Here is a 26,692-nt window from a genome sequence, read left to right as displayed (position 1 = left end):
CCTTTTGCCTCTTGCCTTTTGCCTTACTACACCGAAAACATGAACTTTTTCAGCAAACCCTAATTATGCTTTTTCTGTCTTGAATTGGGCGAGAAACTTCTGCATAACAGCGATTTGTGCGGGATCAGGATGGGCGTAAGGATGTCGATCCTGAACTTTGGCAATCGCTTCCTCTAAAGAAATTCCTTCTAATTGCGTTAAATATAAAGCGCAAACAGACGGAGAACGTCCCACTCCTGCGAGACAGTGAACATAAGTGGCATGACCTTTCTTTCCCCACCGCGATAAAATTGTGCAGGCTTCCTCAAACTGTTCTACTTTGGGGATTCCTCCTGTTGCGCCATCGGGAATGGGAACATTTCGCCAGACAAATCTATTTTTGATATCTTGAGGAACTTTTACTTCTTTCCGTTCCATTAAACATAAAACTGAAGTAATACCAACTCGACTTAAATAAGTAATTTCATTATCTAACTTTGGGAAAGAACCAACAGCGAGATGATTAGGAATGATCCAAGAAAAACGATGAGACATTAGGTTTGAATATGAACTACCCACTTTCAGGATAACAAGGATTTTATTCTTATTATCTGGTTTTGTTTCTGATGATTTTAATTATGATCTAATGATTCAGGTGAAGTAACTTCCCCAATTTGGAGAAGGGTTACTTCCCAGACTAAACGCGGTTGAACATAGCTTAAAAGCATTTTTTGACTGGTTTCTAATTGCTCTAATCCTGATAATCTCTTGAGAGGAACTTGAGTTTTTAATCCCTGCTTCCAAAATCGTTGTTGGAGATAGTTTATTAACCATATTTGCGTCGGAAAGTCAAGATTCTGACTGATTTCTTTTCCTAAATTTAGGGCAATTTCAGTGTTAATTAAGGAAGATTGTTCCTGATGATTAATCAGAGTTTCTAATTGTTGTAATATAGATTTAGGGATTTCCGTTAAATTTTCCTTTGCAATCATTGCTTCTCCTGGACTTCCTTGTGCGATCGCGCAAAGGGTTTCTTGTTCGATAATTTCACTCTGATCAGTCTGTGCTAACACTTGTTTTAAGTCTGGCATTGATAAACGATAAAATGGAATCCGTTGACAGCGAGAAACTAATGTCGGTAGGAGAGAATCAGCACTGGGAGCAATTAAAATAATTGTGGCTTTTCCAGGTTCTTCTAGGGTTTTTAACAAAGCGTTTGCCGCCGCTTCTGCCATTGTGTGCGCCGCTTCAATGATAACCACAGCACGAGACGCTTCCAACGGTGGACGAGATAAAAACCGCGCAATCTCCCTGATTTGTTCGACTCGTATTTGCGGGGGGGCTTTCCGTTTTAAACCCTCTGCTTGTGCTTGTGCTTCCGTCAAGAGTTTCCCCTGCTGAAGATAGGTGGGTTCAACTGTGAGCAAATCAGGATGATTTTGGCTCTGAACTTTATGTCGGACTAAATTAAGATTTTGTTCCTCAGCAAGGATTAAAGTGGTAAACTCGATCGCAGCTAAATGTCGTCCCACGCCTTCTGGACCATTGAATAAGTAAGCGGGAGCAATGCGTTGACGGGTAACAGCACTGGTTAATAATTCTACTGCTTGCTTTTGACCAATGAGTGCGGAAAAAGCAGTCATAATTAGACCATTTTCAAAAAGTCAGGTAACAGTATATCCCCCCCTAGCCCCCCTTTGAAAGGGGGGAAGGTGTGTAGCGCCAATTATTCACCATCAGTTTCTGGTAATGGTAAAAGGGAGGTGCGATCGCACAAGAAAGATGATTTGGTATTGACAAAGATTTTATTGTATCATTATTAGAGATTTAATTACGGTTTTTGTTAACTATACAATGTCCAAATATGGAAATTATTAAGACGAAAATTCCTGATGTTTTAATCATTAAACCCCAAATTTTTGGGGACGATCGAGGCTTTTTCTTTGAAAGTTTTAATCATAAAGAATTTACCCAAAAAAGTGGCGTAAATACTCAATTTGTTCAAGGTAATCATTCTCGCTCTCAGCAAAATGTCCTCCGAGGATTACATTATCAAATTCAACAACCTCAAGGAAAATTAGTGCGATCAATTATGGGAGAAGTCCTTGATGTTGCCGTTGATATTCGTCGCAGTTCTCCAACATTTTGTCAATGGGTGAGTTGTGTTTTAAGTGCTGAAAATAAACAACAGTTGTGGATTCCTCCTGGTTTTGCTCACGGTTTTTATGTTCTCTCAGAAGCAGCAGAAGTTTTATACAAAACGACTGATTATTATGCGCCAAAACAGGAAAGAACCATTTTATGGAATGACCCTGAACTTAATATTAACTGGGAGAATATAACAACTCCAATTTTATCCTCAAAAGACCAAGCTGGAAAACTTTTAAAAGATGCAGAGTTATATGAATAAAATTCTTTTAACGGGAAAAAATGGGCAATTGGGTAAAGAGTTACAGCCGTTGTTATCGACAATCGGAGAATTGATTGCGTTTGGAAAAGACGAACTGGATTTGAGTAACTCGGATCAGATTCGGGATTGTGTTCAAAAACATCAACCTGATATTATTATTAATGCAGGGGCTTATACCAGCGTCGATCGAGCAGAAAGTGAACCCGAATTGGCTCACGCTGTCAATAGCAATGCGCCGACAATTCTAGCAGAAAGTGCCGAAAAAATTGGTGCAAGATTGTTTCATATTTCTACAGATTATGTCTTTGATGGAACAAAAAATAAACCCTATACCGAACAAGATAAAACGCATCCAATTGGGGTTTATGGTCGATCAAAACAAGGGGGAGAAGAAGGAATAAAAAGTCATTGCAATAATTATGTAATTCTCCGTACCGCTTGGGTTTATGGGGTTTATGGAAAAGGAAACTTTGTCAAAACCATGTTACGACTGGGACAAGAAAGAGAAGAATTAAAAGTCGTTTTTGATCAAGTGGGAACGCCGACTTGGACGAATGACATCGCGAAAGCAATCATGGGATTAATTGCAAAATTACCATCGTCTCCTGTTCAAGAAATTTATCATTTTACGAATAGTGGTGTCGCCAGTTGGTATGATTTTTCGATCGCCATTTTTGAAGAAGCGAAAGTGTTACATTTCCCTGTAACAGTTCATCGTGTTTCCCCCATTCCCACCGAAGAATATCCCACCCCAGCAAAAAGACCCGCTTATTCTGTATTATCAGGAGAAAAAATTGGTAAAATTTTGGGAACTCCTCCCCCACAATGGCGAGTCAGTTTAAGAGAAATGTTAACCCAATTATCAACTCAAAAATAATGAAAGCATTAATTCTTTCTGGTGGAAAAGGAACAAGATTACGTCCGCTTACTTATACAGGTGCGAAACAATTAGTTCCCGTCGCGAATAAACCGATTTTATGGTACGGAATCGAAGCAATTGTCGAAGCGGGAATTACAGACATTGGAATTATTATTAGTCCAGAAACGGGAGAAGAAATTAAAAATAAAACAGGAGACGGAAGCCAATTTGGTGCGACCATTACTTATATTGTTCAAGAAAAACCAGCAGGTTTAGCCCACGCGGTAAAAATTGCCCAACCGTTTTTAGGGGATTCTCCTTTTGTTATGTATTTAGGAGACAACTTAGTTGAAGCCAGTTTAACGAACTTTTTAAATGCCTTTCAAACGCAAGAATTAGACTCTTTGATTTTACTTTGTCCAGTTTCTAATCCCAGTGCGTTTGGAGTGGCGAAAGTGGATGAACAGGGAACGGTTTTAGGATTAGTAGAAAAGCCGAAAATTCCCCCCTCTAAGTTAGCACTGGTGGGAATTTATTTCTTTAATCATAATATTCATCGCGCGCTCGCGCAAATTGAACCGTCAGCGAGAGGAGAATTAGAAATTACCGACGCGATTCAATGGTTAATTGATCATCAGAAAAATGTCGGTTCACGCCAAATCGAAGGTTGGTGGTTAGATACGGGAAAAAAAGACGATTTACTAGAAGCGAATCGGATTATTCTAGACACTCGTTTAGAAATAAAAGTCTTAGGGGAAGTCGATGAAAACTCAGAAATCATTGGACGAGTTAAGATTGGAAAAGGAACAAAAATTATTAACTCTACAATTCGGGGGCCAGTCATTATCGGTGAGAATTGTCTTTTAGAAAATTGTTTTATTGGTCCGTATAGTAGTATTGCTGACGAAGCGATTCTGAAGGAAGCTGATCTCGAACATAGTGTTATTCTAAGACAGGCGAAAGTGTTACAGATTCAGCAACGAATTGTTGATAGTTTAATTGGGGAGAGAGTAGAGTTAAAAGTTGCGCCAAAACGCCCAAAAGCCATGCGATTTTTAATTGGGGATGACTCACAAATTGAGTTAACTTAAACTTAAAGAAAGAGTAATTAATGACAGCACAGGAAGATTATCAATCTGAAATTAAGTTTTCCTTAGTGATTCCCACGTATCAAGAAAGTCAAACGATTTCTAGCTTAATCGCATCGGTAACTAATTGTTTAGATCAGGTGCTATTTCAGCAGTATGAAGTCATTATTATTGATGATAATAGTCCCGATTTAACTTGGGAAATTGCTAAAAAATTACAGAAATGTTATCCGCAATTACAAGTCATTTGTCGTCAAGGAAAACGAGGACTTTCCACTGCTGTTTTAGACGGATGGAAGGTAGCGAAAGGAGACGTTTTAGGGGTGATTGACGCTGACTTACAACATCCTCCACAGGTGTTGAAACAATTATGGCAAGAAATCGAAAAAGGTGCAGATTTAGCAATTGCGACTCGTTATAAAAAAGGGGGAAAAGTTGAACATTGGAGTGTGACTCGTCAAGTTTTATCGAAGGGAGCGCATTGGTTAGGATTGATTTTTATTCCTGATGTGATCAGTGGTGTTTCTGATCCCATGAGTGGTTATTTTTTAGTGCGTCGCTGTTGTTTAGAATACAGTTTTTTACGTCCCGTTGGCTATAAAATCCTATTGGAGGTGTTGGGAAAAGGGAAGATTGAAAAAGTAGCAGAAGTGGGATATTGTTTTCAAGCTCGATTGAGGGGAAAAAGTAAAGTTAGCTATCAACAAAGTTTAGACTACTTACACCATTTATTCCGTCTCCGTTTGGCTTTATTTCCCACCCAAAAATTTTTTCGCTTTGCGATCGTTGGCATCTTAGGAATTGGCGTTGATTTAGGGAGTTTTTGGTTATTACAGCAATTCAATTTTAACCTAACCAGTAGTGCTATTCTCTCTACAGAAATCGCAATCATCCATAACTTTTTCTGGAACGATCGATGGACATTTCACGAAATCACGCAAACCCAAAAACAATTGAAACAGCAGTTGCGTCGCGGGTTAAGTTTTAATATAATTTGTGGTGCAGGGTTAGTGATTAATGGTTTAATCGTAGGAGGATTATCAGAACAATTCGGAGTCAATCAATATTTGGCAAAATTAAGCGCGATCCTGCTGGTGATGTTATGGAACTTTTACTTAAACTTAAAATTTAGTTGGCAATGGAAACCAAAAAACTCAAAGTTCTCTTGATTATAGAACAATGTAATCCTGATTGGTCATCAGTGCCTTTAGTAGGATATCGTTTCTATGAAACAATTAGTAGTAGGGTGGGCAGTGCCCACCCTACAAGATGTAACATATACTTTTTAAATTGGTATTACGAAAAAAAATGTCTTTAAGTTCAGTAGAACAAGCTAAGGAGTTGATTTGGGCGAATAAAGCTCAAAAAATATTAATGATTTACAATCAGCTACTTACAAAAATGAATTAGCTTCAGAATAGTTGAGCATTAAATTGTCTGTAATTTTTCTAGTCATTGGCAATTCTCGCCTTCATTGGGGATGGTTTCAAGAAGGGAAAATTCTACAAAGTTGGAATACTCCTCATTTAGAAAAACCAGTCAATACTTTACCCACTCATTTATTCCCCACTGAAATCACTCAGTCTCTATCGGAAACGGTATTTATTTACTTAGTGTCAGTCGTAGAGAAACAAACTCAACTTTGGGAAAATTATCCCCATAAACACATCATTACCCTCGATGATATTCCCCTCACTAACATTTATTCTACATTAGGGGTCGATCGAGCGTTATGCGCTTATGGCGCTGGCGAAATTTATGGTTATCCAGTGTTAGTGATTGACGGCGGAACCGCCCTCACCTATACTACTGTGGGAACATGGCGTAACTTTCAAGGTGGCGCGATTTTACCAGGTTTGAGCTTACAGTTAAACGCCTTAACCGAACATACCGCAGCCCTTCCCCAAGTGAGTTTACCTCCTACTTTACCGCAATTGTGGGCAACTTCCACTTCCAGCGCGATCGAGAGTGGAGTTATTCACACTGTCACCGCAGGAATTTACGATTATGTTAGCCATTGGTGGCGAGACTTTTCTGATGGAGTTGTCATCTTAACAGGAGGAGATGCGATACTACTTCAAACCTACTTAAAACAGAAATATCCTCTTTTCAGTGAAAACATAATTGTTGATCAAACCCTCATGTTTCGAGGAATCGCTCAATTGATTTGATCACACCATTTTTATTTTTTACAAACTCAAATCATCTTGTTATATCGTCTTCTTAACCACCGCAAAAAAGGATGACATTGATCATAATAAACTTCCCATTTCTCTAAAACTTGAGTCATCATCTCAGCAATAGATGGAGACGGAAAAGACATAGAAGTGAGTTGTTTCATCGTCATTTTCCTAGATATAGCCATCGCCAAAATACTGGCTAATTCCGCCGCATCTTTTCCGAAAATATGTCCGCCTAAAATCTTACCATTGCGATGAACAACGATTTTGAATAATCCTGTAATTTCTCCACCAACCAGGCTAACTAAATTGGTTTTAAAATACTCTTTAATGATAATTACCTGATTTTGATAATAGCTTTGAGCTTGTGCTTCCGTCATCCCTACTCTTCCGAAAGCAGGGTGAGTTGAAATTACGCAAGGAATCGGTTGATAATTTACCTGATGTCTCGGAATCAATAAAGCATTTTTAAGCGCAACTTTCGCTTCATATTGCGCTAAATTCAGAAAAGAATATCCACCGAGAATACAACCACAAGCATAGATTTTTGAGTTCGTTGTTTGTAATTTTTCATTGATAATCAATTTCTGTTTGGAATAACTGACTTGGACTCCTTCTAAATTTAAGCCCTCAATATTGGGCTGAGTTTGAGGAATAATAATTAATTCATCGGTTTCTCTTTCTGTTTCCCCTAACTTTAACCATTTACGTTTTCCCACTGCTTTAATTTCTACAAGAGGACTTTGTTTTAAAATCTCGATTCCCTCTGCTTCTAACTGTTTCTCTAATAAATTGACAATTTCTTGATCTTCAGTGGGAAATAAACCAGTTTTTGTCAGAGATAAAGTGACTTTCTTGTTCAGTTTTGCTAAATTTTGCGCCAGAGTGATTGCTGTGGGTGTGTCTCCGACAATGGTCAAGTTATCGGGTAACGTTTCTAAAGTTTGTTTCTGTCTTAAGTCAGCGAGAGTGAGATAACCAATTTCTGATAAATTGGGAATGGTTGGGAAAATTGGTGTGGTTTCTGTGGTGATTAAATAAGCACCAGCTTGTAACTTTTCATTATTAACAATCAATGCTTGTTTCGGAAGCCGACAAAATTCTCCTTTTCCTGAAATGATATCAACCCCTTTAGCGGTAAGTTTCACTAAAGACTCTTTTTCCTCGATAACTTCTATGACTTCTTGCGCCCATTTTTGGTAACTTGTTGATGAGACACTAGAGGAAAATTGAATTTTTTCCTGTTGTTCGGTTGTCTCAATTAATTGAGATAAAGTAAAGTTATAAAGCCAGTCTGCATAATCAGAGAAGATAATTTCTTGCGTTACTAAAGCGACTCGCGCTTCCCATAAACTAGCAGTAAAAGCGGCGTAACGTCCGACAGGAGTATTACCAATAATAATTAGATCATAGTTCATTATTTGTTATTCGCTATTCCTTGCTTTGTTGGGTTGCGTTTTCACTTCACCCAACCTACGACTATAGTAATTCTAAATGAGATTGGCAGGATTGTTTCATTATGAATAAAATCAACTCGCAAGGGTGGAGATGAAGAGAGATATTGCTAGGTTTTTTTTGACGATTAATTGTTATTTATTCCTTTTCTACATCATTCTTAATATTTAACGAATTTTCGCCATTTCAGGACGCTACTCTTGCCAAATGGCGTGTCCCGTTATAAAATGACCGTACCATGATGGGAAGTAGTGCCAATTTTCAGATTATTGCCATAAAACTCCTATGGTTTCGTTGGTTGCTTGCGATTTCCTCTTTTCTGGTTAGGGGTCGAAATGAACATTAAGTTAAATTAAGCTGACCACAAAAAAATCACTAACCGTAGGCAAAATCTAGAAAATATGGTATGCAAATGAATCCTCATGTTGAATAAAGCATCATTCCCATTCCACAATGCCTTTTTCGCCAATACCAAATCACAAATCACAAATAACAAATCAAGAGAAGCAAGAAAAGGGCGAAATTTTTTTTCAGGGGTTGCGCTCGATCGAGCTTTCTGATAGAGTATTCATATATAATGGGAAGTGTTGCCAATTTTAGAAAACGCCCCTGAAAGCAAGGAAACTCGTTCCTAATATCCCCCCTCCCCGTATTGACAAGCCTCGATCGAGCATCAGAATTTAAGGAAATCCTGAAGACTTACCATAAGTGAAAGCAGTGGGCAAAATCTAGAAAATATGGTAAGCAAATGAATCCTCATGTTGAATAAAGCATCATTCCCATTCCACAATACCTTTTTCGCCAATACCAAATCACAAATCACAAATAACAAATCAAGAGAAGCAAGAAAAGGGCGAAATTTTTTTTCAGGGGTTGCGCTCGATCGAGCTTTCTGATAGAGTATTTCTATATAATGGGAAGTGTTGCCAATTTTAGAAAACGCCCCTGAAAGCAAGGAAACTCGTTCCTCATCTCCCCCCTCCCCGTATTGACAAGCCTCGATCGAGTATAAGGGTTTAAAGAGTTATCGAAGAGTAACCATAGAGAAAGGTAGTGGTTAAAATCAAGAAAATATGGTATGCAAACGAATCCTCATGTTGAATAAAGCATCATTCCCATTCCACGATACCTTTTTCGCCAATACCAAATAACAAATAACAAATAACGGTCTTCACCGATACATGAACTTTTTCAGGAGACACTACAGAAAAACAGTCAGAGAGCCATCCGTTTGAAACGGATGGATGAATCCTTCGACAGGCTCAGGAACAGGCGAATGAGGACTTTAGTCCTCTGTGTCCAAAGATTTAATGTAGTCTCTTAACACCTCTGCCATAGACAAGTTCTTCTTTTCAGCAACTTTCTTCAAAGTTTCATACTCTTGAGTTGTGACATTAAATTGCATCTTTTTGGTTCTTGCCATATTCTATTATTGGAGTTACACTTAGAGTATATCTAAACGATCACACTTTAAGCAATGTCATATAGGACGACAAAAATCCTTCTTACAGGCAACATCACTGACCAAACTAGGGATGTTTTGGTGTTTCTGTGCCACGAAGCCAATAACTTATGGAACACGGCGGTGTATCAAATTAGACAAGCTCACTTTTCCAGTTGTGGAATCAGAGAGTTTTTCGATAAGGATGACTGTTTTCGTCGTCAATTCAAGGATAAAAAGGTAAAAGTTAGTTATTCTCAGCTTTGTAAAGACTTTAAGGAAAATCCTCATTACCAATGGTTAGGTGGACAGCAAGGTCAGCAACTGTTAAAGTCAGTCGAAGAGGCGTTTAAGTCTTATAACGAACTGCTAGAAATGTGGTTTGATGGAGAACTAGACCATAAACCAAAACTCCCTGGTTATAGAACAAAAGGAGGTCTATGTAGTTTTACTTTTCCTTCTGATGGGCTTCGTTTTAACCATGAAGAAGGTTCTTGGTTCTTACCAATGAGTCGAGTCATTACGCAGTATTGGGAAAAAGGAAAAGAAGAGGAATTTTCTATTCCCTCGGTTAGTTATATTGGTGATACTAACATCTCTGAGATCAGAATCCTTCCTCAGCATGGAAAACTTTGGGCGGAACTCGTTGGTGCGATTCGTTTCTGGTGAAATCACTGTAGTTCACTCGAACTGCGGAGTATAAACCAGAGCTTGGTAAAGAACCCTTCGGGGTACAGAACCTTGACAACTTGAATTCCATGTTGGTGAGAGCCTGTGGAGCTTCGGCTAAGAAACAGGTAGGGTATAACCCGTTAATTCAAGTCCATCCCTCTCAGGGTGTGAGAGGACAGCATAACCCTCATCTATAGAGTTGACTACTTGAGGATGAAGCAGGGTTAAATGGGGTCACTGCTGGAAGCCTAAACTGGTAAATCCCTAGCAAAAGGCGATGCCTAGTCAACGAACCTATGTTTGAACCATTCGTCATCCGCAACCTGCGTAAAGGCTACCGCAGGGAACAAAATAAGTTCAAAGCAAGAAGATATGGATTTCGCGAAGTTCATATCACACCTTCAATTTTGCTCGGTGGAAAGTAGGGGGCTAAGGTCTTAATCAATGGAAATCAGGAACGAAGTAACCCTCGTTCATACTCTTGGAAAGGTCGATTTCTCAAGTAGTCTGTCGGGACGCAATCTCTGACTCATTTGTCGGGTAGAACGAGGGAAGGATTGGATAAGAAGCAAATGCCTTCTACAACAGGAAGGATAAGCAGACGTATCCACTTTAGATTACGAAGATAATAAGTGAAGTAGAGTAATGTTATGAACCAAATCAGGTATAAATGTGATGCTCGGACAAAGACCTTTTTAATGCTCTGGTTAGGCTTTGGGTTTAATCTCATGGCAGAGACGGAGTGGAGTCAGATTGACTGGAAGGAGATTGAAATACGGGTGTTTAAGCTCCAAAAACGGATTTATCGAGCTTCTCTAAGTGGTGACGTGGCTAAAGTTCACAAACTCCAAAGATTATTGTTACGGTCTTGGTGTGCCAAACTCTTAGCGGTACGGCGCATTTCGCAGGATAACCAGGGTAAGAATACTGCGGGGATAGATGGTGTAAAAACCCTAAGTCCTAAGCAAAGATTAAACCTTGCTGAAAACCTGACTCTTACAGGGAAGGGTAAATCCTTAAGACGGGTCTGGATTCCAAAACCAGGTCGCAAAGAAAAACGTGGCTTGGGTATTCCAGTAATGGAAGACCGTGCGAGGCAGGCACTTCTCAAATTGGCTTTAGAGCCTGAATGGGAGGCAAAATTCGAGCCTAATTCGTACGGATTTAGACCAGGACGCTCTTGCCATGATGCGGAAGAGGCAATTTATAAGACGATTAAAACTAAAGCCAAATGGGTTTTGGATGCTGACATATCTAAATGTTTCGACCGTATAAACCACAATGTTCTCTTAAGAAAATTAAATACAACCCCGACTATGGCTCGACAAATTCGAGCTTGGTTGAAATCGGGGGTCTTGGATAGAGGCGATTGGTTTCCAACAAATGAGGGAACACCACAAGGAGGGGTGATAAGTCCTCTATTGGCAAACATCGCCCTGCATGGACTTGAGGAAAACATAAGACAATGGGCTGAAACTTGGAAAGGGAATAAACAAGCTAATAGTAAAAGTATCTCTCTTATCAGGTATGCAGATGATTTCGTTGTTCTCCACAAGGATAAATCCATCATCCAACAGGCGAAAACGCTTATTGAACAGTGGTTACATGGCTTAGGCTTAGAATTAAGCGAGAGCAAGACGAGAATATGTCACACCTTGCATAATTCTGAGAAAGAAAGAGCAGGGTTTGATTTTCTGGGATGGAACATCCGACAGTATGAAGTCGGGAAGAACCATACAGGAAAGAATACAAATGGCAAGTTACTCGGATTCAAGACAATAATCAAACCAAGCGACAAAAGTATCAAAACACATTACGAAAAGATTGTTTCGGTATTAGATTCAATGAAAGGTAAATCCCAAGAGGTAATCATTGATAAACTTAACCCCATAATTAGGGGATGGTGCAACTATCACAAAACAGTCTGCTCTAAGGAAACATTTGCACACATAGATTACATGGTCTATAACAAACTACGTCGCTGGATAAAAAGCCGTCACTCTAACAAAACCCTCAAATGGTGTGAAGAAAGATACTTTCATTTGACTAAGGAGAAAGATTTAGCAAAAGAAGATAGAAAAGACAAATGGGTCTTCTCAACTCCTTCTGATACACCAAATTCTCCTATTGCGGGTACGCACGAACTGTGGAAACACGCATGGACACCAATTGAAAGACATATAAAAATCGAGGGTACAAAGTCTCCTTACGATGGAGATTGGCGGTACTGGAGTAAACGTCGGGGTGAATACCCTGGCACACCGAAACGGGTTGCTACCCTGATGAAGCGTCAGAAAGGCAAATGCGCCCGTTGTGGACTTTACATCAAGGGTGAAGATGTAGTGGAGGTTGACCACATCGTCCCTAAAGCTGAAGGGGGCAAAGACCATTACAAGAATTTACAGTTACTTCATCGTCATTGTCACCATCAGAAAACTGCCGAAGACCGACAACGACAAATGGATAATAAGGGGCAAAAGAAAACCCAAAAGAAAACCAAGAAAAGTCGTAAATCGGAAACTAAGCAGGGAAGTGCTGTTAACACAGCGTAGTTTGGAGAGGAGCGGTATGAAGCGAAAGTTTCACGTACCGTTCTGAAGCCGAGTCAAGAGGGCGACCTCTTGGCTTAGGTTAACTACAGGGTGGAAGAAAAAGTAGCGACCGATTTAGATTATTCTCAGGCTTTGGGGTGTGACCCAGGGGTAAATAATCTTCTGACTTGTGTCTCCACTCTCGGAAGGAGTTTCATTGTTGACGGACATAAAATTAAGGGTGTGAATGCTAGATATAACAAAACAGTTGCTAAGTATAAACAAGGGAAGTCCTTCGACAAGTTTCGACAGGCTCAACTCCCGCTCAGGAACACAGACTTTTATTGGGATGAATACTTAGACGAGTTAACCCATAAACGATCCTGTTTCATGTGTGACGCTGTAAATAAGACAGCACGGTTTATCGTTAACTATTGTCTTAACCATCGTATCGGTAACATTGTTTTCGGTTGGGGACAAGGAGTTAAAACCAATTGCAATCTGGGTTCAAAAAATAACCAAAACTTTGTACAAATCCCCACTGCTAGACTCAAGAACCGAATTAAAGAGTTGGCAGAATCAGTAGGAATCAATTTTACCGAAACCGAGGAAAGTTACACTTCTCGTAGCTCGTTTTTGGATAATGATGATTTACCAGTGTTCGGCGGTGAGAAACCTGCTAACTGGAAAGCATCAGGAAAGAGAGTGAAAAGAGGTTTATATCAGACTCGTAAAGGTAGGCTAATCAATGCTGACTGTAATGGAGCGGCGAATATCTTAAGAAAGGTAAGTACACAGCTAGGGTTAACTCTAGCCGAGGTATGTCGGGAATGTTTGAGTGTTCCCAAGCGATATGATGTTTTCAGTACGCTGAAGAAATCATATCGTAAACGCTTCGATTGCGAGATTCAATCTCGCTTCGTAGCAACGTTTGGAATCCATGTTTTTCAAAACATGGAGAACTCAACTAGAGATTGATTGTGAGTTGATTGATCAGTTTTTGATTTTCTTCAGGGTAACGGATGGCGATACGGAAATAGTTTTCTCCTAATTCGGGGAAACTGAGACAGTCACGAATCAAAATTTGGGATTGTTTCAGGAGTTGGGTTTGTAGTTGGGAAGCGGGAATGTCGGTAGCAACGAGGAAGAAGTTGGCGGCGCTGGGAATAGGAGATAAGCCTGGAATTGTCAGCAAATCTTGATAGAATTTCGATCGAGCGCTTTCCAACCATTGCCAAGTTTTTTCCTGAAATTCTGTATCTGCTACTACCGCCACCGCCGCTACTGCTGCTAAACTATTAACTGACCAAGGGTCGCGCCATTTTTCCCACCGTTTTAACCGTTGGGGATGAGCCACCGCGTAACCAATACGCAACCCTGGCAAGGTGTAAAATTTAGTCATCGATCGAAGCACCACCAAGTTAGGATAGTTTTTAACGTCCTCAATGAGACTTTCTTGAGCGTCTGGGCGCAAAAAATCCATAAACGCCTCATCAATCACAACCAGCGCAAACTGCTCTAAATACGGCAAAATTTCCCGACGAGAGAACAATTGACCAGTGGGATTGTGAGGATTATTCAACAGCAGCCCGCAGTTACTCGTAATGGGTGCATCTAACTTTAAATCCTTTTCCAGTAGCGAGTTTTGGCTTCTTTTCGCCACATCAAGAGGACAAGAGATGATTTTTGCCCCAAAGGCATCTAACGCCCGTTTATAGTCCCGAAATCCTGGACTCAACACATAAACTGCATCCAAAGCCGCTAGTTCTCGCCCTCCCCAAGTAAGCAACTCCGCCGCCCCATTTCCAGGTAAAATCCATTCTGGGGGTAAATCGTGCCAATTTCCTAGCGTTAATCGCAATTCGGGATAATTGGGATCAGGATAATGTTCGAGTCCTCTCAGCCCCTTTTCAATAGCATTAATAGCACTTTTTGGCGGACCGAGAGGGTTAATACTCGCGGAAAAATCCAATAGCATAGAGGGAGGACAGCCAGCGATTTTTGCCGCCCAATTTAAATTACCTCCATGCATTGGTCGTTTGATCATGATTAAATCCTTTGTGGTGGATTATTCTTCATCGTCAGGAGCAACTCGATCTTTAAACAGTTTCCCAGCAGAAAATGCAGGGACTTTAGTTGCTGGGATTTCCATTTTATCTCCTGTTTTTGGATTCCGTCCTTCTCGTGCTTTGCGCTCCCGACGCTCAAACGATCCAAAACCCACTAAGGTCACTTTTTCCCCTTCTGATACCGCTTCCATAATCGTTTCCAGAGCAGCGGTTAATACTGCGTCTGCTTGTTTTTTGGTTACGGTCGCTCGATCGGCAATTTTATCAACTAAATCACCTTTATTCATGTTAATCTCCTGATTTTTGAGTGTTTCTCTACAATAACGACAGATTCCTTGCTCTGAGCAAGTTTTCTTTGCATTTACTAACATCTATCTTGAGAAAGATAGCTTCCAAAGCCTAGAATACTTATCTGTTCTATGTTTCACTGCATTATTCTAAACCCCGATCGCCCATTCTGGATCGTCAAAACCATTAAATTCTCTACATTTCGGGTTTTTTTTACGTTTCGCAACGTTTTTTGTGATTAAAATTACAGTTTAGTGATTAGATCAAACCTTCCGCTTCTGGATCAATCCCTAATTCTCTCAGCCGTTGCGCTAACCGCATCGTCTTTTGTCTTTCAACAGTTGCTTTTTCCTCACCAATAAGCAAAAGTTTACCGTTTAAGTCCCACCATCTCAACCACAGTTGATTTTGATTTTGATATGTGCCTCGCCATAAACCTAATTCTACTCCTAACGGTTCGATTTCATAATGTCCTCTTTGATTAGGGTTTAATTTTCGATAGGAAAAATCTTGCAGGTGATAGACTTCTAAGTTTCCCGTTTTAATCTCATAAATTCCATAATAAGGAATGCGAATAATTTTTTCATAAACCCAAAACTTTCCAGGTTTAATGGTACTACCATTCGTCGAAGATAAAGGGGTGTTGTCTCTTTCTTCTGAACCATCACCACTGGCAAATTCTAAGGCAATTAAAGGCGCTTTTAATTCTCGCCAAAATACATAAGAACGACGAATTTCTCCATTGTATAAGGGCGGAACATTGGGGACATAAAACCAGTCTGGTGCTTCTGCACCGCGTTCGGGTGGTTCAGTTTCTCGCCAGTAAATTCCACAGTCTTGACCAATTGCATAATTGCCATCAGGATGCAGTTTTTTTAAGACTTCTGATAAGGAATCTGTTAATAAAATGCTTTGGGGATGTTCTTGAAAGTTTTTCACGAATGTTCCATCTGATTCAGGGAGTTGATTATGATCGGGAAATCCTTTTATCGCTTCGATTTCTGATGATTGTTGTGCCATATTTCTCCTTGATTCTTGACAACAAAATTCGATCGAGCAACCATAAATATACCATTTGGGAAAAGTTATCCCCCCTAACCCCCCGATGATTGGGGGAAAAGAAAATTTGTAGTTGTCGGTTGAGTAAAGCTAAGGGTGTAACCCAACAAGACTGGGTTGTGGGTGTGAAAAAAACTGATCTCCCCTTGCTATCGTCCATTGTATTGAATCGTACAGCTTGCCTTATGATTAAGTGGGATATAGACAGTAATCTTCTTTTATGACCGTTCTTCTTCCTGCAATCATTCCAGTTGCCTTAATTATCTTTATCGGTGCAATTGGACAACGCTATCTTTCCCTAGACCAAGCAACACTCTCCCAACTTGCACTTTATATCCTCATTCCAGCTTTAGTGGGAGATAAACTTTATCGTACCACGATCGCGCCTCAAGGAGCGCTAGGATTAGTCGCTGGCTTTATTATTACCTCTGGTTTATTGTATTTATTGGTATTAGGAATTAATCGCTTGGGAAACCTTTCCGAAACAGTGGGAAAGAGTCTGATAGCGACAACAATGTTCGGAAATGTCGGTAATTTAGGACTCCCTTTAAACAGTTTTGCTTTTGGCGAAGCAGGTTTAGAACGGGCGATTATTTGTTTAATTACTTCTGCAATTCTTCTATTTGGAGTTATTCCCGCATTGCTAAAAGGTAACGGTTGGAAATATGGCGTTGTGATGACTTTAAAGTTACCTTTGTTTTGGGCAATGATTGCAGGAATTGTGTTTCATCTTCTCAATGTCGAATTTCCTTATCGGTTAGATGCTGGCATTGAACAGTTAGGGAAAGCATCCATTCCCATTGCTTTAATTATTTTAGGAATGCAGTTAGCTAGTACCCGTTTTACAGTGGGAAAATATCAATTGTTTGCCTCTGTTTTACGCCTAATTATTGCCCCCGCGATCGCGCTTTTTGTTGGTATTATGTTAAACTTAACAGGGCTTGATCTAAAAGTTTTAGTGCTTCAAACCGCAATGCCCGCAGCCGTCAATACCGTGTTAATGGTCGGGGAATTTGGCGGCGAACCCGATCGAGCCGCGAAAACTGTTGTCGTTTCTACAGTGTTGAGTTTTATCAGTTTGCCCGCCGTTTTATGGATATTAACCAACTTTCAACCCCTTCCAACTAATTAGAGTTTGCTGTTGGGAAGCTAAAATTTTTACCAAATAAGGATTTGAGGCGATTCAGATCTGAGTAAAAATGGAAGTTAATTGATTGTTCAATCGTCACGCACCCTGCCTCTTACCTCTTACCTCTTACCTCTTACCTCTTGCCTTTTACCTCTTACCTCTTACCTCTTACCTCTTACCTCTTACCTCTTGCCTCTTGCCTCTTGCCTTTTGCCTAAGGCAACTTACCTCAGAATTCATCTTGACAAACCCGAAAAAAAAGGGATACAATGGGGTGCTGTTGACTTAAAAACTTAGGCGACAGGAAATATAGCATTAAATTAGGAATTGTAAAAGGCTTGCCTCATGCCCACAATCCAGCAACTGATCCGAAACGAACGATCGAAGTTAACTCAAAAGACAAAATCACCCGCCTTAAAAGAATGTCCCCAACGGCGCGGAGTTTGCACGCGGGTTTATACCGCAACGCCTAAAAAACCCAACTCGGCACTAAGAAAAGTGGCGAGGGTGCGTCTAACTTCAGGATATGAAGTGACCGCCTACATTCCTGGAATTGGTCATAACTTGCAAGAACACTCAGTCGTTCTCATTAGAGGAGGACGGGTAAAAGATTTACCAGGGGTGCGCTATCACATTGTTCGTGGTACTCTCGACACCACTGGCGTGAAAGATCGCCGTCAAGGTCGATCGAAATACGGCACAAAACGTCCCAAAGAATAAGCGAAATTAGGAAAATTACTGAACTATGTCTCGTCGGAGTAATGTCAAAAAACCCCCAGTTCCTCCCGATCCTGTGTATAATAGCCGTTTGGTAAGCATGATGATTCGACGGTTGATGATGGACGGGAAAAAATCAGTGGCTTCCAGAATCCTCTACGATGCCTTCAAAATCGTAGAAGAAAAAACCAATGGCGATCCCCTAGATACCTTTGAACAAGCGGTGCGTAATGTTACCCCTTTAGTCCAGGTAAAAGCCAGACGGGTGGGGGGAGCAACCTATCAAGTCCCGATGGAAGTCCGTCCCGAAAGAGGAACCAGTCTCGCCTTGCGTTGGTTATCGCAGTATAGTCGCAATCGATCAGGAAAAACTATGGCGATGCGATTTGCCAACGAAATCATGGACGCAGCGAACGAAACGGGTAGCACCATCCGCAAGCGCGAAGAAACCCACAAAATGGCAGAAGCAAACAAAGCATTTGCACACTATCGCTATTAAGTGGGAAAACTGAGCAGTAATTCCCCGATCTGCGGTGGAAATGTAAAAAAAGTTATAAAATTGTAAACAGACAAAAATGTATAGAAAAACCAGCACTGCTCAAATAAGGAGGTCGCTATGGCACGTACTATCCCCCTAGAACGAGTCCGCAATATTGGAATCGCAGCCCACATTGATGCGGGAAAGACAACAACCACCGAACGCATCTTATATTATTCAGGGGTGGCTCATAAGCTGGGGGAAGTTCACGACGGTAACGCCGTAATGGATTGGATGTCTCAAGAAAGAGAAAGAGGGATCACCATTACCGCCGCCGCAATTAGTACCAGTTGGCTTGATAACAAAATCAACATCATTGATACCCCAGGTCACGTGGATTTTACGATCGAAGTCGAACGTTCCATGCGGGTGTTAGATGGCGTGATTACAGTTCTGTGTTCAGTGGGTGGGGTACAACCTCAAACCGAAACCGTGTGGCGACAAGCAGAACGTTACACGGTTCCCAGAATTGTCTTTGTGAACAAAATGGATCGCACCGGGGCGAACTTCTATAAAGTTTATGACCAACTGTGCGATCGCCTCCGTTGTAACGCTGTTCCCATTCAGCTTCCGATCGGTGCGGAAAGTGAGTTTTTAGGACTCGTTGACCTAGTGGGGATGAAAGCATACATCTACAACAATGACTTGGGAACAGACATTGAAGTCACCGAGATTCCCGAAGACATGATGGAGTTAGCACAAGAATATCGTGCCAAGCTCGTAGAAGCAGTTGCAGAAACCGATGAAGAACTGTTAGAGAAATATCTCGCCGAAGAAACCCTCAGCGAAGAAGAAATCCGCGCTGGATTACGTCGAGGAACATTGAATCGGGAAATTGTTCCCATGTTATGCGGTTCAGCGTTCAAAAACAAAGGCGTGCAACTGTTATTAAACGCAGTGGTGGATTATCTCCCCGCTCCCACCGAAGTTCCTCCCATTGAAGGGGTACTTCCTGATGGCACAGAAGCCACTCGTCCTTCTAGTGATGATGAGCCACTGGCAGCTTTAGCGTTTAAGGTGGCAGCGGACCCCTATGGACGGTTAACCTTTGTTCGCATTTATTCAGGGGTTCTGGCAAAAGGTAGCTATATCTATAACGCCACCAAAGATAAGAAAGAACGGCTCTCCCGTTTGATTGTGATGAAATCCAACGATCGGATCGAAGTGGATGAACTGCGGGCTGGAGAATTAGGCGCGATCGTGGGCTTGAAAAACACCACCACTGGGGATACCCTGTGTGATGAAAACAACCCGATTATATTAGAGTCTATCTTTATCCCTGAACCCGTAATTTCCGTAGCGGTTGAGCCAAAAACTAAAGCAGACATGGAGAAACTCTCCAAAGCCCTGCAAGCACTCGCCGATGAAGACCCCACCTTCCGCGTCACCACTGATGCAGAAACAAATCAAACCGTGATCGCAGGTATGGGAGAGCTTCACTTAGAAATTCTCGTCGATCGGATGCTGCGAGAATACAAAGTAGAAGCGAACATTGGTCAGCCTCAAGTTGCTTACCGTGAGACCATTCGCCAACCTGGAAACGCAGAAGGGAAATTTATTCGTCAAAGTGGCGGTAAAGGACAATACGGTCACGTGGTTTTAGAGGTAGAACCAGGAGAACCAGGTACAGGCTTTGAATTTACCTCTAAAATCGTCGGTGGGGTGATTCCCAAAGAATATATTCCTTCCGTAGAAGAAGGGATCAAAGAAACCTGTGAATCTGGTATATTAGCAGGTTATCCCTTGATCGATGTGAAAGTCAGATTAGTAGATGGGTCTTACCACGATGTGGACTCTTCGGAAATGGCTTTCAAAATTGCTGGATCAATGGGAATTCGGGAAGCAGCGAAAAAAGCCAGCCCCGCACTGTTAGAGCCAATGATGAAAGTGGAAGTAGAAGTCCCCGAAGACTTCTTGGGTGATGTCATGGGCGATCTCAACTCTCGTCGCGGTCAAATCGGTAATATGAATACCGATGATGGACTCGCCAAAATTTCGGCAGAAGTTCCTCTCGCGGAGATGTTTGGATATGCCACCGACATCCGCTCCAAAACACAAGGTCGAGGCATCTTTACAATGGAGTTCAGCCACTACGCTGAAGTTCCGAACCATGTTGCCGAAGCCGTCATTGCTAAAAATCAAGGGAACGCATAGTTAGGATATTTAAGGAAAAATAGACTCATGGCACGCGAAAAATTTGAACGGACAAAAGATCACGCTAACATTGGCACAGTGGGTCACGTTGACCACGGTAAAACCACATTAACTGCCGCTTTGACCCTCACCTTATCCCATTCGGGTCGGGCAAAAGCACGGAACTATGAAGACATTGATGCCGCTCCCGAAGAAAAAGCACGGGGAATCACCATCAATACCGCTCACGTGGAATATGAAACCAACAAGCGTCACTATGCCCACGTAGATTGTCCTGGACACGCAGACTATGTGAAAAACATGATCACGGGGGCAGCGCAGATGGATGGAGCAATTCTCGTTTGCTCCGCTGCCGATGGTCCGATGCCTCAAACTCGTGAGCATATTTTGCTTGCTCGTCAGGTGGGAATCTCTAACTTAGTTGTTTTTCTCAACAAAGTGGATCAAGTGGATGACGAAGAGCTTTTAGAGTTAGTAGAACTAGAAGTTCGGGAATTGCTCAGTGAATACGATTTCCCTGGGGATGATATTCCGATTATTTCGGGTTCAGCATTGATGGCAGTAGAGGCGCTTACCCAAAAACCCGATATCGCTCAAGGTGATAACGAGTGGGTTGATAAAATCTACGAACTGATGGATGCAGTGGATGATTATATTCCCACTCCTGAACGAGATGTTGATAAGCCTTTCTTGATGGCAATTGAGGACGTATTCTCCATTACGGGTCGGGGAACTGTTGCCACAGGTCGAATTGAGCGCGGTAAGGTCAAAGTCGGCGAAGAAGTGGAAATTGTCGGTATCGGCGACACTCGTAAAAGCACAGTAACCGGTGTGGAAATGTTCCAGAAAACTCTGGATGAAGGAATGGCTGGTGATAATGTCGGGATTCTTCTTCGGGGTGTCCAGAAAGATGATATTGAGCGCGGTATGGTCTTGGCGAAACCAGGCTCGATTACTCCTCATACTCAGTTTGAGGCTGAAGTGTATGTCCTGAAAAAAGAGGAAGGCGGTCGTCACACTCCTTTCTTCCCTAACTATCGTCCTCAGTTTTTTGTGCGAACCACTGATGTAACGGGTACGATTAACGCTTTTACCGCCGATGACGGTAGCGCCGCCGAGATGGTGATGCCAGGAGACCGTGTAAAAATGACGGTGGAATTGATTAACCCCGTTGCCATTGAGCAAGGAATGCGCTTTGCGATTCGTGAAGGGGGTCGCACGATCGGTGCTGGCGTGGTTTCCAAAATTGTGAAATAGCTCACTTCTAGAAATCCCTTCAGAGCAGCAGCGGCGTTTTCCCTGTTGCTCTTTTCTTCGCTCTGAACCTTGACAACTGAATTAGATTCTCTTAAAAACTTATGGCAACTCTCCAACAACAAAAAATTCGCATCCGTCTCAAAGGCTTTGATCGTCGATTATTAGATACCTCTTGCGACAAAATTGTCGAAACGGCACAGCGTACTGATGCCAATGCAGTGGGACCGATTCCCTTACCCACTAAGCGCAAAATTTACTGTGTGTTACGCTCTCCTCACGTGAATAAAGATTCCAGAGAACACTTTGAAACTCGCACCCACAGACGGATTATTGATATTTATCAGCCTTCTTCCAAAACAATCGATGCTTTGATGAAACTTGATTTACCCGCAGGTGTGGATATTGAAGTAAAACTCTAATTGATGCGATTCCCCCTGTTGGGGGGAAATTTGACGATGAAAGGGAAAAACTGGTCGCTGGAACATTTACCTCGTCTCGATGAAACCACTCGATCGCGCTTTCAAGATTTAGGGATTACAACCACTCAAGACTTACTTCTAAAAGCCCAAACTCAGCAGGGAAAAGAAGAAATTGCCCGTTATCTGCAACAAAAACCGCAACAGATCAGTAAATGGGTGATTATGGCAGATTTAGCTCGTCTTCCGAGTGTGGGGTGTGAATACTGTGGGTTATTGCTTCATGCTGGTATCGGCTCGATCGAGCAATTAAAGCAAATGCACCCCCAAAAACTCCATCAACAAGTTTTACGCCTACAAATCGCTCTTTTCAAGCGCAGAGATTATTGTCCATCCGTGTCGATCGTGCAAAATTGGATTCAAGACGCACGAAAAATTAATCAATAAAAAGTAGGTTGGGTGGAGTTTACGAAACCCAACATCTATTAGTCATCATTGTAGAGACGTTCCATGGAACGTCTGTACATCACATGGAACGTCTGTACATCAGTCATTAGTCATTGGTCATTGGTCATTGGAAAACAAAGGACGAAGGACGAAGGACGAAAGACAAAGGACAACCATGTAGGTGGGGGTAGAGACGTTCCATGGAACGTCTCCACGCCATGGAACGTCTGTACGCGAAACTCAACACCAATTATAAGCAATTACCCGAACCTAATATTACGCACTTGCCCCCTAAATCCCCCAAGTCTGGGGGACTTTATGAGTTCATTCCCCCCAAAGTTGGAGGGTAGGGGGCAAAATTCATTCAACTGCGTAAGTCCTGAGTAAATTGTTTACGATGTAAACTTCCCCACCCAATTGCTCAGGCAATGTGGATGGGGCTTTCAGTAGCCCTGGAAATCCTACAAGATAGAATCTCCGAGCCTCCAGGACGCATTACAATTGATCGCCCCCATTTAGCTATCATTTCAGAAGCATTATCATCTGCATCTCCTTCCCAACGGCAATCAGAATTAGAACACTTAAAACTTTTATTGGTTCTTAGTCCAATGTGGTTACAACAATGGCAAGTTTGGCTGGTATAGGCAGGAGGAATAGCAATTACTTTTACTCCTTCCTTAATCCCTTTATACTCTAGAAACGTTCTTAACTGATAGAAAGCCCAAGAATTAGACCTTCTTCTTTCTGTTTTATTTCTTGGTTTTTCATTCGTTCGTTCACGAATCCCAGTCAGGTCTTCGATTGCCACTGCGGAGTTAGTCTCTTTTGCTCCTTTGATGATAGCTTTACTTATGTTGTGGTTAACCCACTTTTGATATCTCTTTTCGCGTCCTGATAACCGTTTCAAGACCTCTCGACATCTACGTCTAGATGATCTTGTGCCTTTACGCGCTTTTTTCTGAAGAGATGATCTTACTCTAGAAAACTTATCTCTTTTTTGTTGAACTTCTTTCCCGTCCCATCCTTGATTGGTGGATGTTCTAGCTATTTCCCGTCTCCCAAAATCAACACCGATAACTTTGTCAGTTTTTTGGGGTTCGGCATAATCAATGGTGACTTGAATATGGCAATACCATTGACCATCTTTATGTTTACAGATTTGAGCTGAAGTTGGCTTACGACCAGTCAATTTACCCTTATGATAATTGCTGGCTCTTAACGGTAGTCTTAATCTCTTACCAAGAGTTGAGACACTAATTGTCCAATCTTTTTCCCGAAAAGAGAAAGTCCTACCGTCACAATCGAAGGAGGTAGGTTGGAAGCCTTTAACCTTCCGACCTTTATGTTTGGCAGTCTTTCGGTTAGAAGCGACTCTGGCGCAAGCACGAACAATATGGTTAGCCTTTAATCCAAACTTTTCTTTAACATCGTTATAGCAGACAGCCTGAATTGAATTGCGATTGGTTAAACGATGGTTTATGTTCTCATTAATCCAAGAGCAAGCATCAGCAAAAGTCTGAGCAGTTTCTTCAAGCTGAGTTGCCTGCTCAGGTTCTACTTCTAGCTTTACTACAATGGTTAGAGTCTGTTCCATCGTTAGGAAATTTTCACCATAATTGAGTATATTAGCATAGAAATAAGTCCCTTGGCATTCCTCCCACAACTAAATCCGAAGGATTAGTTGGGGCATCCTGCCAAGATTAGGGTGAATAGTGAAAACAATGGAGAAAAGTAATGAGTGCAACCTTTAAGCACGTCATGTTAATGGTTAACGACGTGAACGCTTCTGTCAAATTTTATTCCGAAGGCTTGGGTTTACCCGTGAAAAAAAATAGCCCTGCTTGGGCAGAATTAGACGCTGGGGGAACAACGATCGCGCTTCATGCCGCAGAAGGCGCAAATGCGGGGAGTTCACCGATTTTGAGTTTTCATGTGGAAGATGTGTTAGAAAGTGTTAAATCCTTAGAAGCATTGGGAGCAAATTTAGAGGGGCGGATTCGTGAGCCTTCCTTTGGGAAAGTCGCTGCCATACGCACTCCAGACGGGCATTTAGTGAGCTTATTACAGCCCAATACCAATTAGTGACCAGTTAAGCAGTTACCAGTTACCAGTAGTTCTCAAACTTAATCAGTAAGTAGGGTTTGCTGAAAAAGTCCATTGGTCGGTGAAGACCGTTATTCGTTATTTGTTATTTGTTCACTGGTCACTGGTCACTGGTCACTGGTCACTGATCACTGGTCACTGGTCACTGGTCACTGGTCACTGGTCACTGGTCACTGGTCACTGGTCACTGATCACTGGTCACTGATCACTGGTCACTGGTCACTGGTCACTGGTCACTGGTCACTGATCACTGGTCACCTTAACAGCGAGGACAATCCACCCAGTTGGCTTCGATCGAGCCGTCAGGATTAATACTCGCTTCTTTCTTCCAGATGGGGGCGTTGTGTTTAAGGGTATCGATCGCATACTGACAAGCCTCAAACGCTTCTCGACGATGGGGACATCCCACCGCCACTAACACGCTAATTTCGCCAATTTTTAACCGTCCAATGCGATGATGAATCACTACCCGATTCACCGATGACCATTGCTGACGAAGGTTTTGGGCGATTTGTTGAAACAGCTTGATCGCCATCGGTTCATAAGCCTGATATTCTAAAAAAGCCACTGGTTTTCCTGCTGTTTGTTCCCGTACCGTCCCACTCATCAGCACGATCGCGCCGTTTGCCCCATCATCTGCTAACTGATACACTTCTTCTAGAATCAAGGGCGCAAAAACAATCTTAAAACTATCTTGGTTCTCCATCATCCCGAATCATTAATGAATCGCTGTTAATCGTTCACGGTTCAGCGTAGAACCACTGGAAAATAACTGTAACATTCCTTCCTCGATCGTCAGCTTCACTGCTGTTTTTGGGACTAAAGGAGGCGTTTGATGCGTGCGAACCTTTAACTGCATTCCCGAAGGTAATTGCAACCGATAACGGTGTTCTCGTCCTAAAAATTCTCGATCGAGGATCACAATCTCAGAACTCTCATCAGGGGTTAAACTCATATCCTCCTGACGAATCATCAACTCGCCACTGTCTCCCCCCACCGCATCCGAGACTTGAGACGCATCTAACGCAAACGTTCCGATTTCCGTTTCCCACCCCTTACCGTTGCGAGAAGCGGGTAAAAAATTACCCTGAGTGACAAACTCTGCCACAAAACGGGACGCTGGACTGAGATAAACCTGTTCTGGTGTCTCATGTTGTTCGATCGAGCCTTGTTGCATCACCGCCACCGAATCAGAAATTGAAAGCGCTTCCTCTTGGTCGTGAGTCACAAACACCGCCGCAATCCCCGCCGCTTTCAGAATATCTCGTAACTCAGTTCGCAACCGTAGCCGCACTTGTACATCTAAATTACTCAACGGTTCATCTAATAGCACTAAATTCGGACGAGGGGCTAAAGCCCTAGCTAAAGCAACCCGTTGTTGTTGACCACCCGATAACTCGTGAGGATAGCGATTCTCCAACCCATCTAATCCCACTAAATCTAAAGCCGCTTGTACTTGCTTTTTAATTTCCGTCCCACTGAGACTGCGATTTTGCTTCAAACCAAAGGCGATATTTTTTCCCACATTGAGATGAGGAAACAACGCATAATCTTGAAACACCATCCCCACATCCCGTTTCTCTGGAGGAAGATAAAAACCCGTATTTGCCACCACCGTTCCTGCAATGGTAATCTCTCCCTGTAAGGGTTGCTCAAATCCTGCAATGAGACGTAACAAAGTCGTTTTCCCACACCCAGAAGGTCCCAAGAGACTGAGTAAGTGTCCTTGAGGTAAACTCAAACTCACTTCCTTCACAGCAGGAATCCCTTGACGAGAATATTTCTTACTGATTTTTTGTAATTTTAAAATTGGGTCTTGTTTCATGGAGGACCATAAAGATGATTCGTCTCTCAATTTTACTGTAGAAAATGACGTGAGATGGCAATAATATCTATCCAA

At 41.9% G+C, this 26,692-nt stretch carries 26 protein-coding genes; 17 read left to right on the top strand and 9 right to left on the bottom strand.

Features of this window, described 5'->3' with window-relative positions; translation table 11 throughout:
- Nucleotides 1-63: 63 nt before the first annotated feature.
- Both DACSA_RS03120 and DACSA_RS03115 read right to left on the bottom strand, forming a co-directional pair.
- A complete protein-coding gene (locus DACSA_RS03120; protein ID WP_015228384.1) occupies nucleotides 64-534 on the bottom strand; it encodes a protein-tyrosine phosphatase family protein in 471 nt (156 codons plus the stop codon).
- Nucleotides 535-611: 77 nt separating this feature from the next.
- The gene (locus DACSA_RS03115; RefSeq protein WP_015228383.1) at nucleotides 612-1,622 is read right to left on the bottom strand and encodes a DNA polymerase III subunit delta'; all 1,011 of its coding nucleotides are present in this window, start codon (nucleotides 1,620-1,622) and stop codon (nucleotides 612-614) included.
- 221 nt (nucleotides 1,623-1,843) lie between these two features.
- Between DACSA_RS03115 and rfbC the strand changes: the two genes are divergently transcribed.
- The 5 genes from rfbC (at nucleotide 1,844) to DACSA_RS03090 (ending at nucleotide 6,507) form a co-directional block, all read left to right on the top strand.
- Nucleotides 1,844-2,389 carry a dTDP-4-dehydrorhamnose 3,5-epimerase gene (gene rfbC / locus DACSA_RS03110; RefSeq protein ID WP_015228382.1) on the top strand — a complete coding sequence of 182 codons (546 nt, stop codon included), beginning with the start codon at nucleotides 1,844-1,846 and terminating at the stop codon, nucleotides 2,387-2,389.
- Nucleotides 2,382-3,266: a dTDP-4-dehydrorhamnose reductase gene (gene rfbD, locus DACSA_RS03105; protein ID WP_015228381.1), complete on the top strand. Its 885-nt coding sequence runs from the start codon at nucleotides 2,382-2,384 to the stop codon at nucleotides 3,264-3,266. Before rfbC ends, rfbD begins: the two co-directional genes overlap by 8 nt.
- On the top strand, nucleotides 3,266-4,339 hold the full coding sequence (locus DACSA_RS03100) for a glucose-1-phosphate thymidylyltransferase (protein ID WP_015228380.1): 1,074 nt from the start codon (nucleotides 3,266-3,268) through the stop codon (nucleotides 4,337-4,339). The genes rfbD and DACSA_RS03100 overlap by 1 nt, the downstream gene beginning before the upstream one ends.
- Before the next feature lie 20 nt (nucleotides 4,340-4,359).
- Nucleotides 4,360-5,505, top strand: a complete 1,146-nt coding sequence (locus DACSA_RS03095; protein ID WP_015228379.1) for a glycosyltransferase — start codon at nucleotides 4,360-4,362, stop codon at nucleotides 5,503-5,505.
- 264 nt (nucleotides 5,506-5,769) lie between these two features.
- A complete protein-coding gene (locus DACSA_RS03090) occupies nucleotides 5,770-6,507 on the top strand; it encodes a pantothenate kinase (RefSeq protein WP_015228377.1) in 738 nt (245 codons plus the stop codon).
- A 26-nt stretch (nucleotides 6,508-6,533) separates the two neighbouring features.
- On the opposite strand, the gene DACSA_RS03085 is transcribed toward DACSA_RS03090, so the two are convergent.
- The gene (locus tag DACSA_RS03085) at nucleotides 6,534-7,934 is read right to left on the bottom strand and encodes an FAD-dependent oxidoreductase (RefSeq protein ID WP_015228376.1); all 1,401 of its coding nucleotides are present in this window, start codon (nucleotides 7,932-7,934) and stop codon (nucleotides 6,534-6,536) included.
- Nucleotides 7,935-9,448: 1,514 nt separating this feature from the next.
- Here DACSA_RS03085 and DACSA_RS03075 point away from each other — a divergent pair.
- The 3 genes from DACSA_RS03075 (at nucleotide 9,449) to DACSA_RS03065 (ending at nucleotide 13,593) form a co-directional block, all read left to right on the top strand.
- A complete protein-coding gene (locus tag DACSA_RS03075; RefSeq protein WP_198007621.1) occupies nucleotides 9,449-10,081 on the top strand; it encodes a hypothetical protein in 633 nt (210 codons plus the stop codon).
- Between the two features lie 653 nt (nucleotides 10,082-10,734).
- The gene (gene ltrA / locus DACSA_RS03070) at nucleotides 10,735-12,636 is read left to right on the top strand and encodes a group II intron reverse transcriptase/maturase (protein WP_015228375.1); all 1,902 of its coding nucleotides are present in this window, start codon (nucleotides 10,735-10,737) and stop codon (nucleotides 12,634-12,636) included.
- A gap of 90 nt (nucleotides 12,637-12,726) precedes the next feature.
- Nucleotides 12,727-13,593, top strand: coding sequence for an IS200/IS605 family accessory protein TnpB-related protein (locus tag DACSA_RS03065; RefSeq protein WP_051017270.1), 867 nt, complete (start codon nucleotides 12,727-12,729; stop codon nucleotides 13,591-13,593).
- Here DACSA_RS03065 and cobD read toward each other — a convergent pair.
- The 3 genes from cobD to DACSA_RS03050 form a co-directional block, all read right to left on the bottom strand.
- Nucleotides 13,583-14,659 carry a threonine-phosphate decarboxylase CobD gene (cobD, locus tag DACSA_RS03060; protein WP_041235652.1) on the bottom strand — a complete coding sequence of 359 codons (1,077 nt, stop codon included), beginning with the start codon at nucleotides 14,657-14,659 and terminating at the stop codon, nucleotides 13,583-13,585. The two genes, DACSA_RS03065 and cobD, sit on opposite strands and share 11 nt — an antisense overlap.
- A 24-nt stretch (nucleotides 14,660-14,683) precedes the next feature.
- A complete protein-coding gene (locus tag DACSA_RS03055) occupies nucleotides 14,684-14,971 on the bottom strand; it encodes an HU family DNA-binding protein (RefSeq protein WP_015228373.1) in 288 nt (95 codons plus the stop codon).
- A 259-nt stretch (nucleotides 14,972-15,230) separates the two neighbouring features.
- On the bottom strand, nucleotides 15,231-15,992 hold the full coding sequence (locus DACSA_RS03050; RefSeq protein WP_015228372.1) for a Uma2 family endonuclease: 762 nt from the start codon (nucleotides 15,990-15,992) through the stop codon (nucleotides 15,231-15,233).
- Nucleotides 15,993-16,251: 259 nt separating this feature from the next.
- Here DACSA_RS03050 and DACSA_RS03045 point away from each other — a divergent pair, with 259 nt between their 5' ends.
- The 7 genes from DACSA_RS03045 to DACSA_RS03015 all read left to right on the top strand — a co-directional run bounded on the left by DACSA_RS03045 (nucleotide 16,252) and on the right by DACSA_RS03015 (nucleotide 22,689).
- Nucleotides 16,252-17,163: an AEC family transporter gene (locus DACSA_RS03045; RefSeq protein WP_015228371.1), complete on the top strand. Its 912-nt coding sequence runs from the start codon at nucleotides 16,252-16,254 to the stop codon at nucleotides 17,161-17,163.
- Nucleotides 17,164-17,505: 342 nt separating this feature from the next.
- A complete protein-coding gene (rpsL, locus tag DACSA_RS03040) occupies nucleotides 17,506-17,880 on the top strand; it encodes a 30S ribosomal protein S12 (RefSeq protein ID WP_015225449.1) in 375 nt (124 codons plus the stop codon).
- A 25-nt stretch (nucleotides 17,881-17,905) separates the two neighbouring features.
- Nucleotides 17,906-18,376, top strand: a complete 471-nt coding sequence (gene rpsG / locus DACSA_RS03035; protein WP_015228370.1) for a 30S ribosomal protein S7 — start codon at nucleotides 17,906-17,908, stop codon at nucleotides 18,374-18,376.
- Nucleotides 18,377-18,493: 117 nt separating this feature from the next.
- Entirely contained in the window at nucleotides 18,494-20,569 is a 2,076-nt protein-coding gene (gene fusA, locus DACSA_RS03030; RefSeq protein ID WP_015228369.1) for an elongation factor G, read from the top strand.
- A gap of 27 nt (nucleotides 20,570-20,596) precedes the next feature.
- Nucleotides 20,597-21,826, top strand: a complete 1,230-nt coding sequence (tuf, locus tag DACSA_RS03025; RefSeq protein ID WP_015228368.1) for an elongation factor Tu — start codon at nucleotides 20,597-20,599, stop codon at nucleotides 21,824-21,826.
- A 101-nt stretch (nucleotides 21,827-21,927) separates the two neighbouring features.
- Nucleotides 21,928-22,245, top strand: a complete 318-nt coding sequence (rpsJ, locus tag DACSA_RS03020; RefSeq protein ID WP_015228367.1) for a 30S ribosomal protein S10 — start codon at nucleotides 21,928-21,930, stop codon at nucleotides 22,243-22,245.
- Nucleotides 22,246-22,281: 36 nt separating this feature from the next.
- The gene (locus DACSA_RS03015; RefSeq protein WP_041235651.1) at nucleotides 22,282-22,689 is read left to right on the top strand and encodes a DUF4332 domain-containing protein; all 408 of its coding nucleotides are present in this window, start codon (nucleotides 22,282-22,284) and stop codon (nucleotides 22,687-22,689) included.
- 421 nt (nucleotides 22,690-23,110) lie between these two features.
- On the opposite strand, the gene DACSA_RS03010 is transcribed toward DACSA_RS03015, so the two are convergent.
- Complete coding sequence (locus tag DACSA_RS03010) at nucleotides 23,111-24,283, bottom strand: RNA-guided endonuclease InsQ/TnpB family protein (RefSeq protein WP_015228364.1); 1,173 nt, start codon at nucleotides 24,281-24,283, stop codon at nucleotides 23,111-23,113.
- 140 nt (nucleotides 24,284-24,423) lie between these two features.
- On the opposite strand from DACSA_RS03010, the gene DACSA_RS03005 reads away from it, so the two are divergent.
- Both DACSA_RS03005 and DACSA_RS18750 read left to right on the top strand, forming a co-directional pair.
- Nucleotides 24,424-24,771 (top strand): VOC family protein, encoded by a 348-nt coding sequence (locus DACSA_RS03005; protein WP_015228363.1) that lies wholly within the window; start codon nucleotides 24,424-24,426, stop codon nucleotides 24,769-24,771.
- A 75-nt stretch (nucleotides 24,772-24,846) separates the two neighbouring features.
- The gene (locus tag DACSA_RS18750; RefSeq protein WP_071880279.1) at nucleotides 24,847-25,104 is read left to right on the top strand and encodes a hypothetical protein; all 258 of its coding nucleotides are present in this window, start codon (nucleotides 24,847-24,849) and stop codon (nucleotides 25,102-25,104) included.
- Here the strand turns inward: DACSA_RS18750 and DACSA_RS03000 are convergent.
- On the bottom strand, nucleotides 25,052-25,498 hold the full coding sequence (locus tag DACSA_RS03000) for a molybdenum cofactor biosynthesis protein MoaE (RefSeq protein ID WP_015228362.1): 447 nt from the start codon (nucleotides 25,496-25,498) through the stop codon (nucleotides 25,052-25,054). The two genes, DACSA_RS18750 and DACSA_RS03000, sit on opposite strands and share 53 nt — an antisense overlap.
- Before the next feature lie 12 nt (nucleotides 25,499-25,510).
- Nucleotides 25,511-26,617, bottom strand: a complete 1,107-nt coding sequence (locus tag DACSA_RS02995; RefSeq protein ID WP_015228361.1) for an ABC transporter ATP-binding protein — start codon at nucleotides 26,615-26,617, stop codon at nucleotides 25,511-25,513.
- Between the last annotated feature and the right edge of the window lie 75 nt (nucleotides 26,618-26,692).

The sequence above is a fragment of the Dactylococcopsis salina PCC 8305 genome (assembly GCF_000317615.1).
GTDB lineage: Bacteria > Cyanobacteriota > Cyanobacteriia > Cyanobacteriales > Rubidibacteraceae > Halothece > Halothece salina.
Note: the sequence above shows the minus strand (reverse complement) of the source record. Positions and strands in the feature narration are given on the sequence as shown.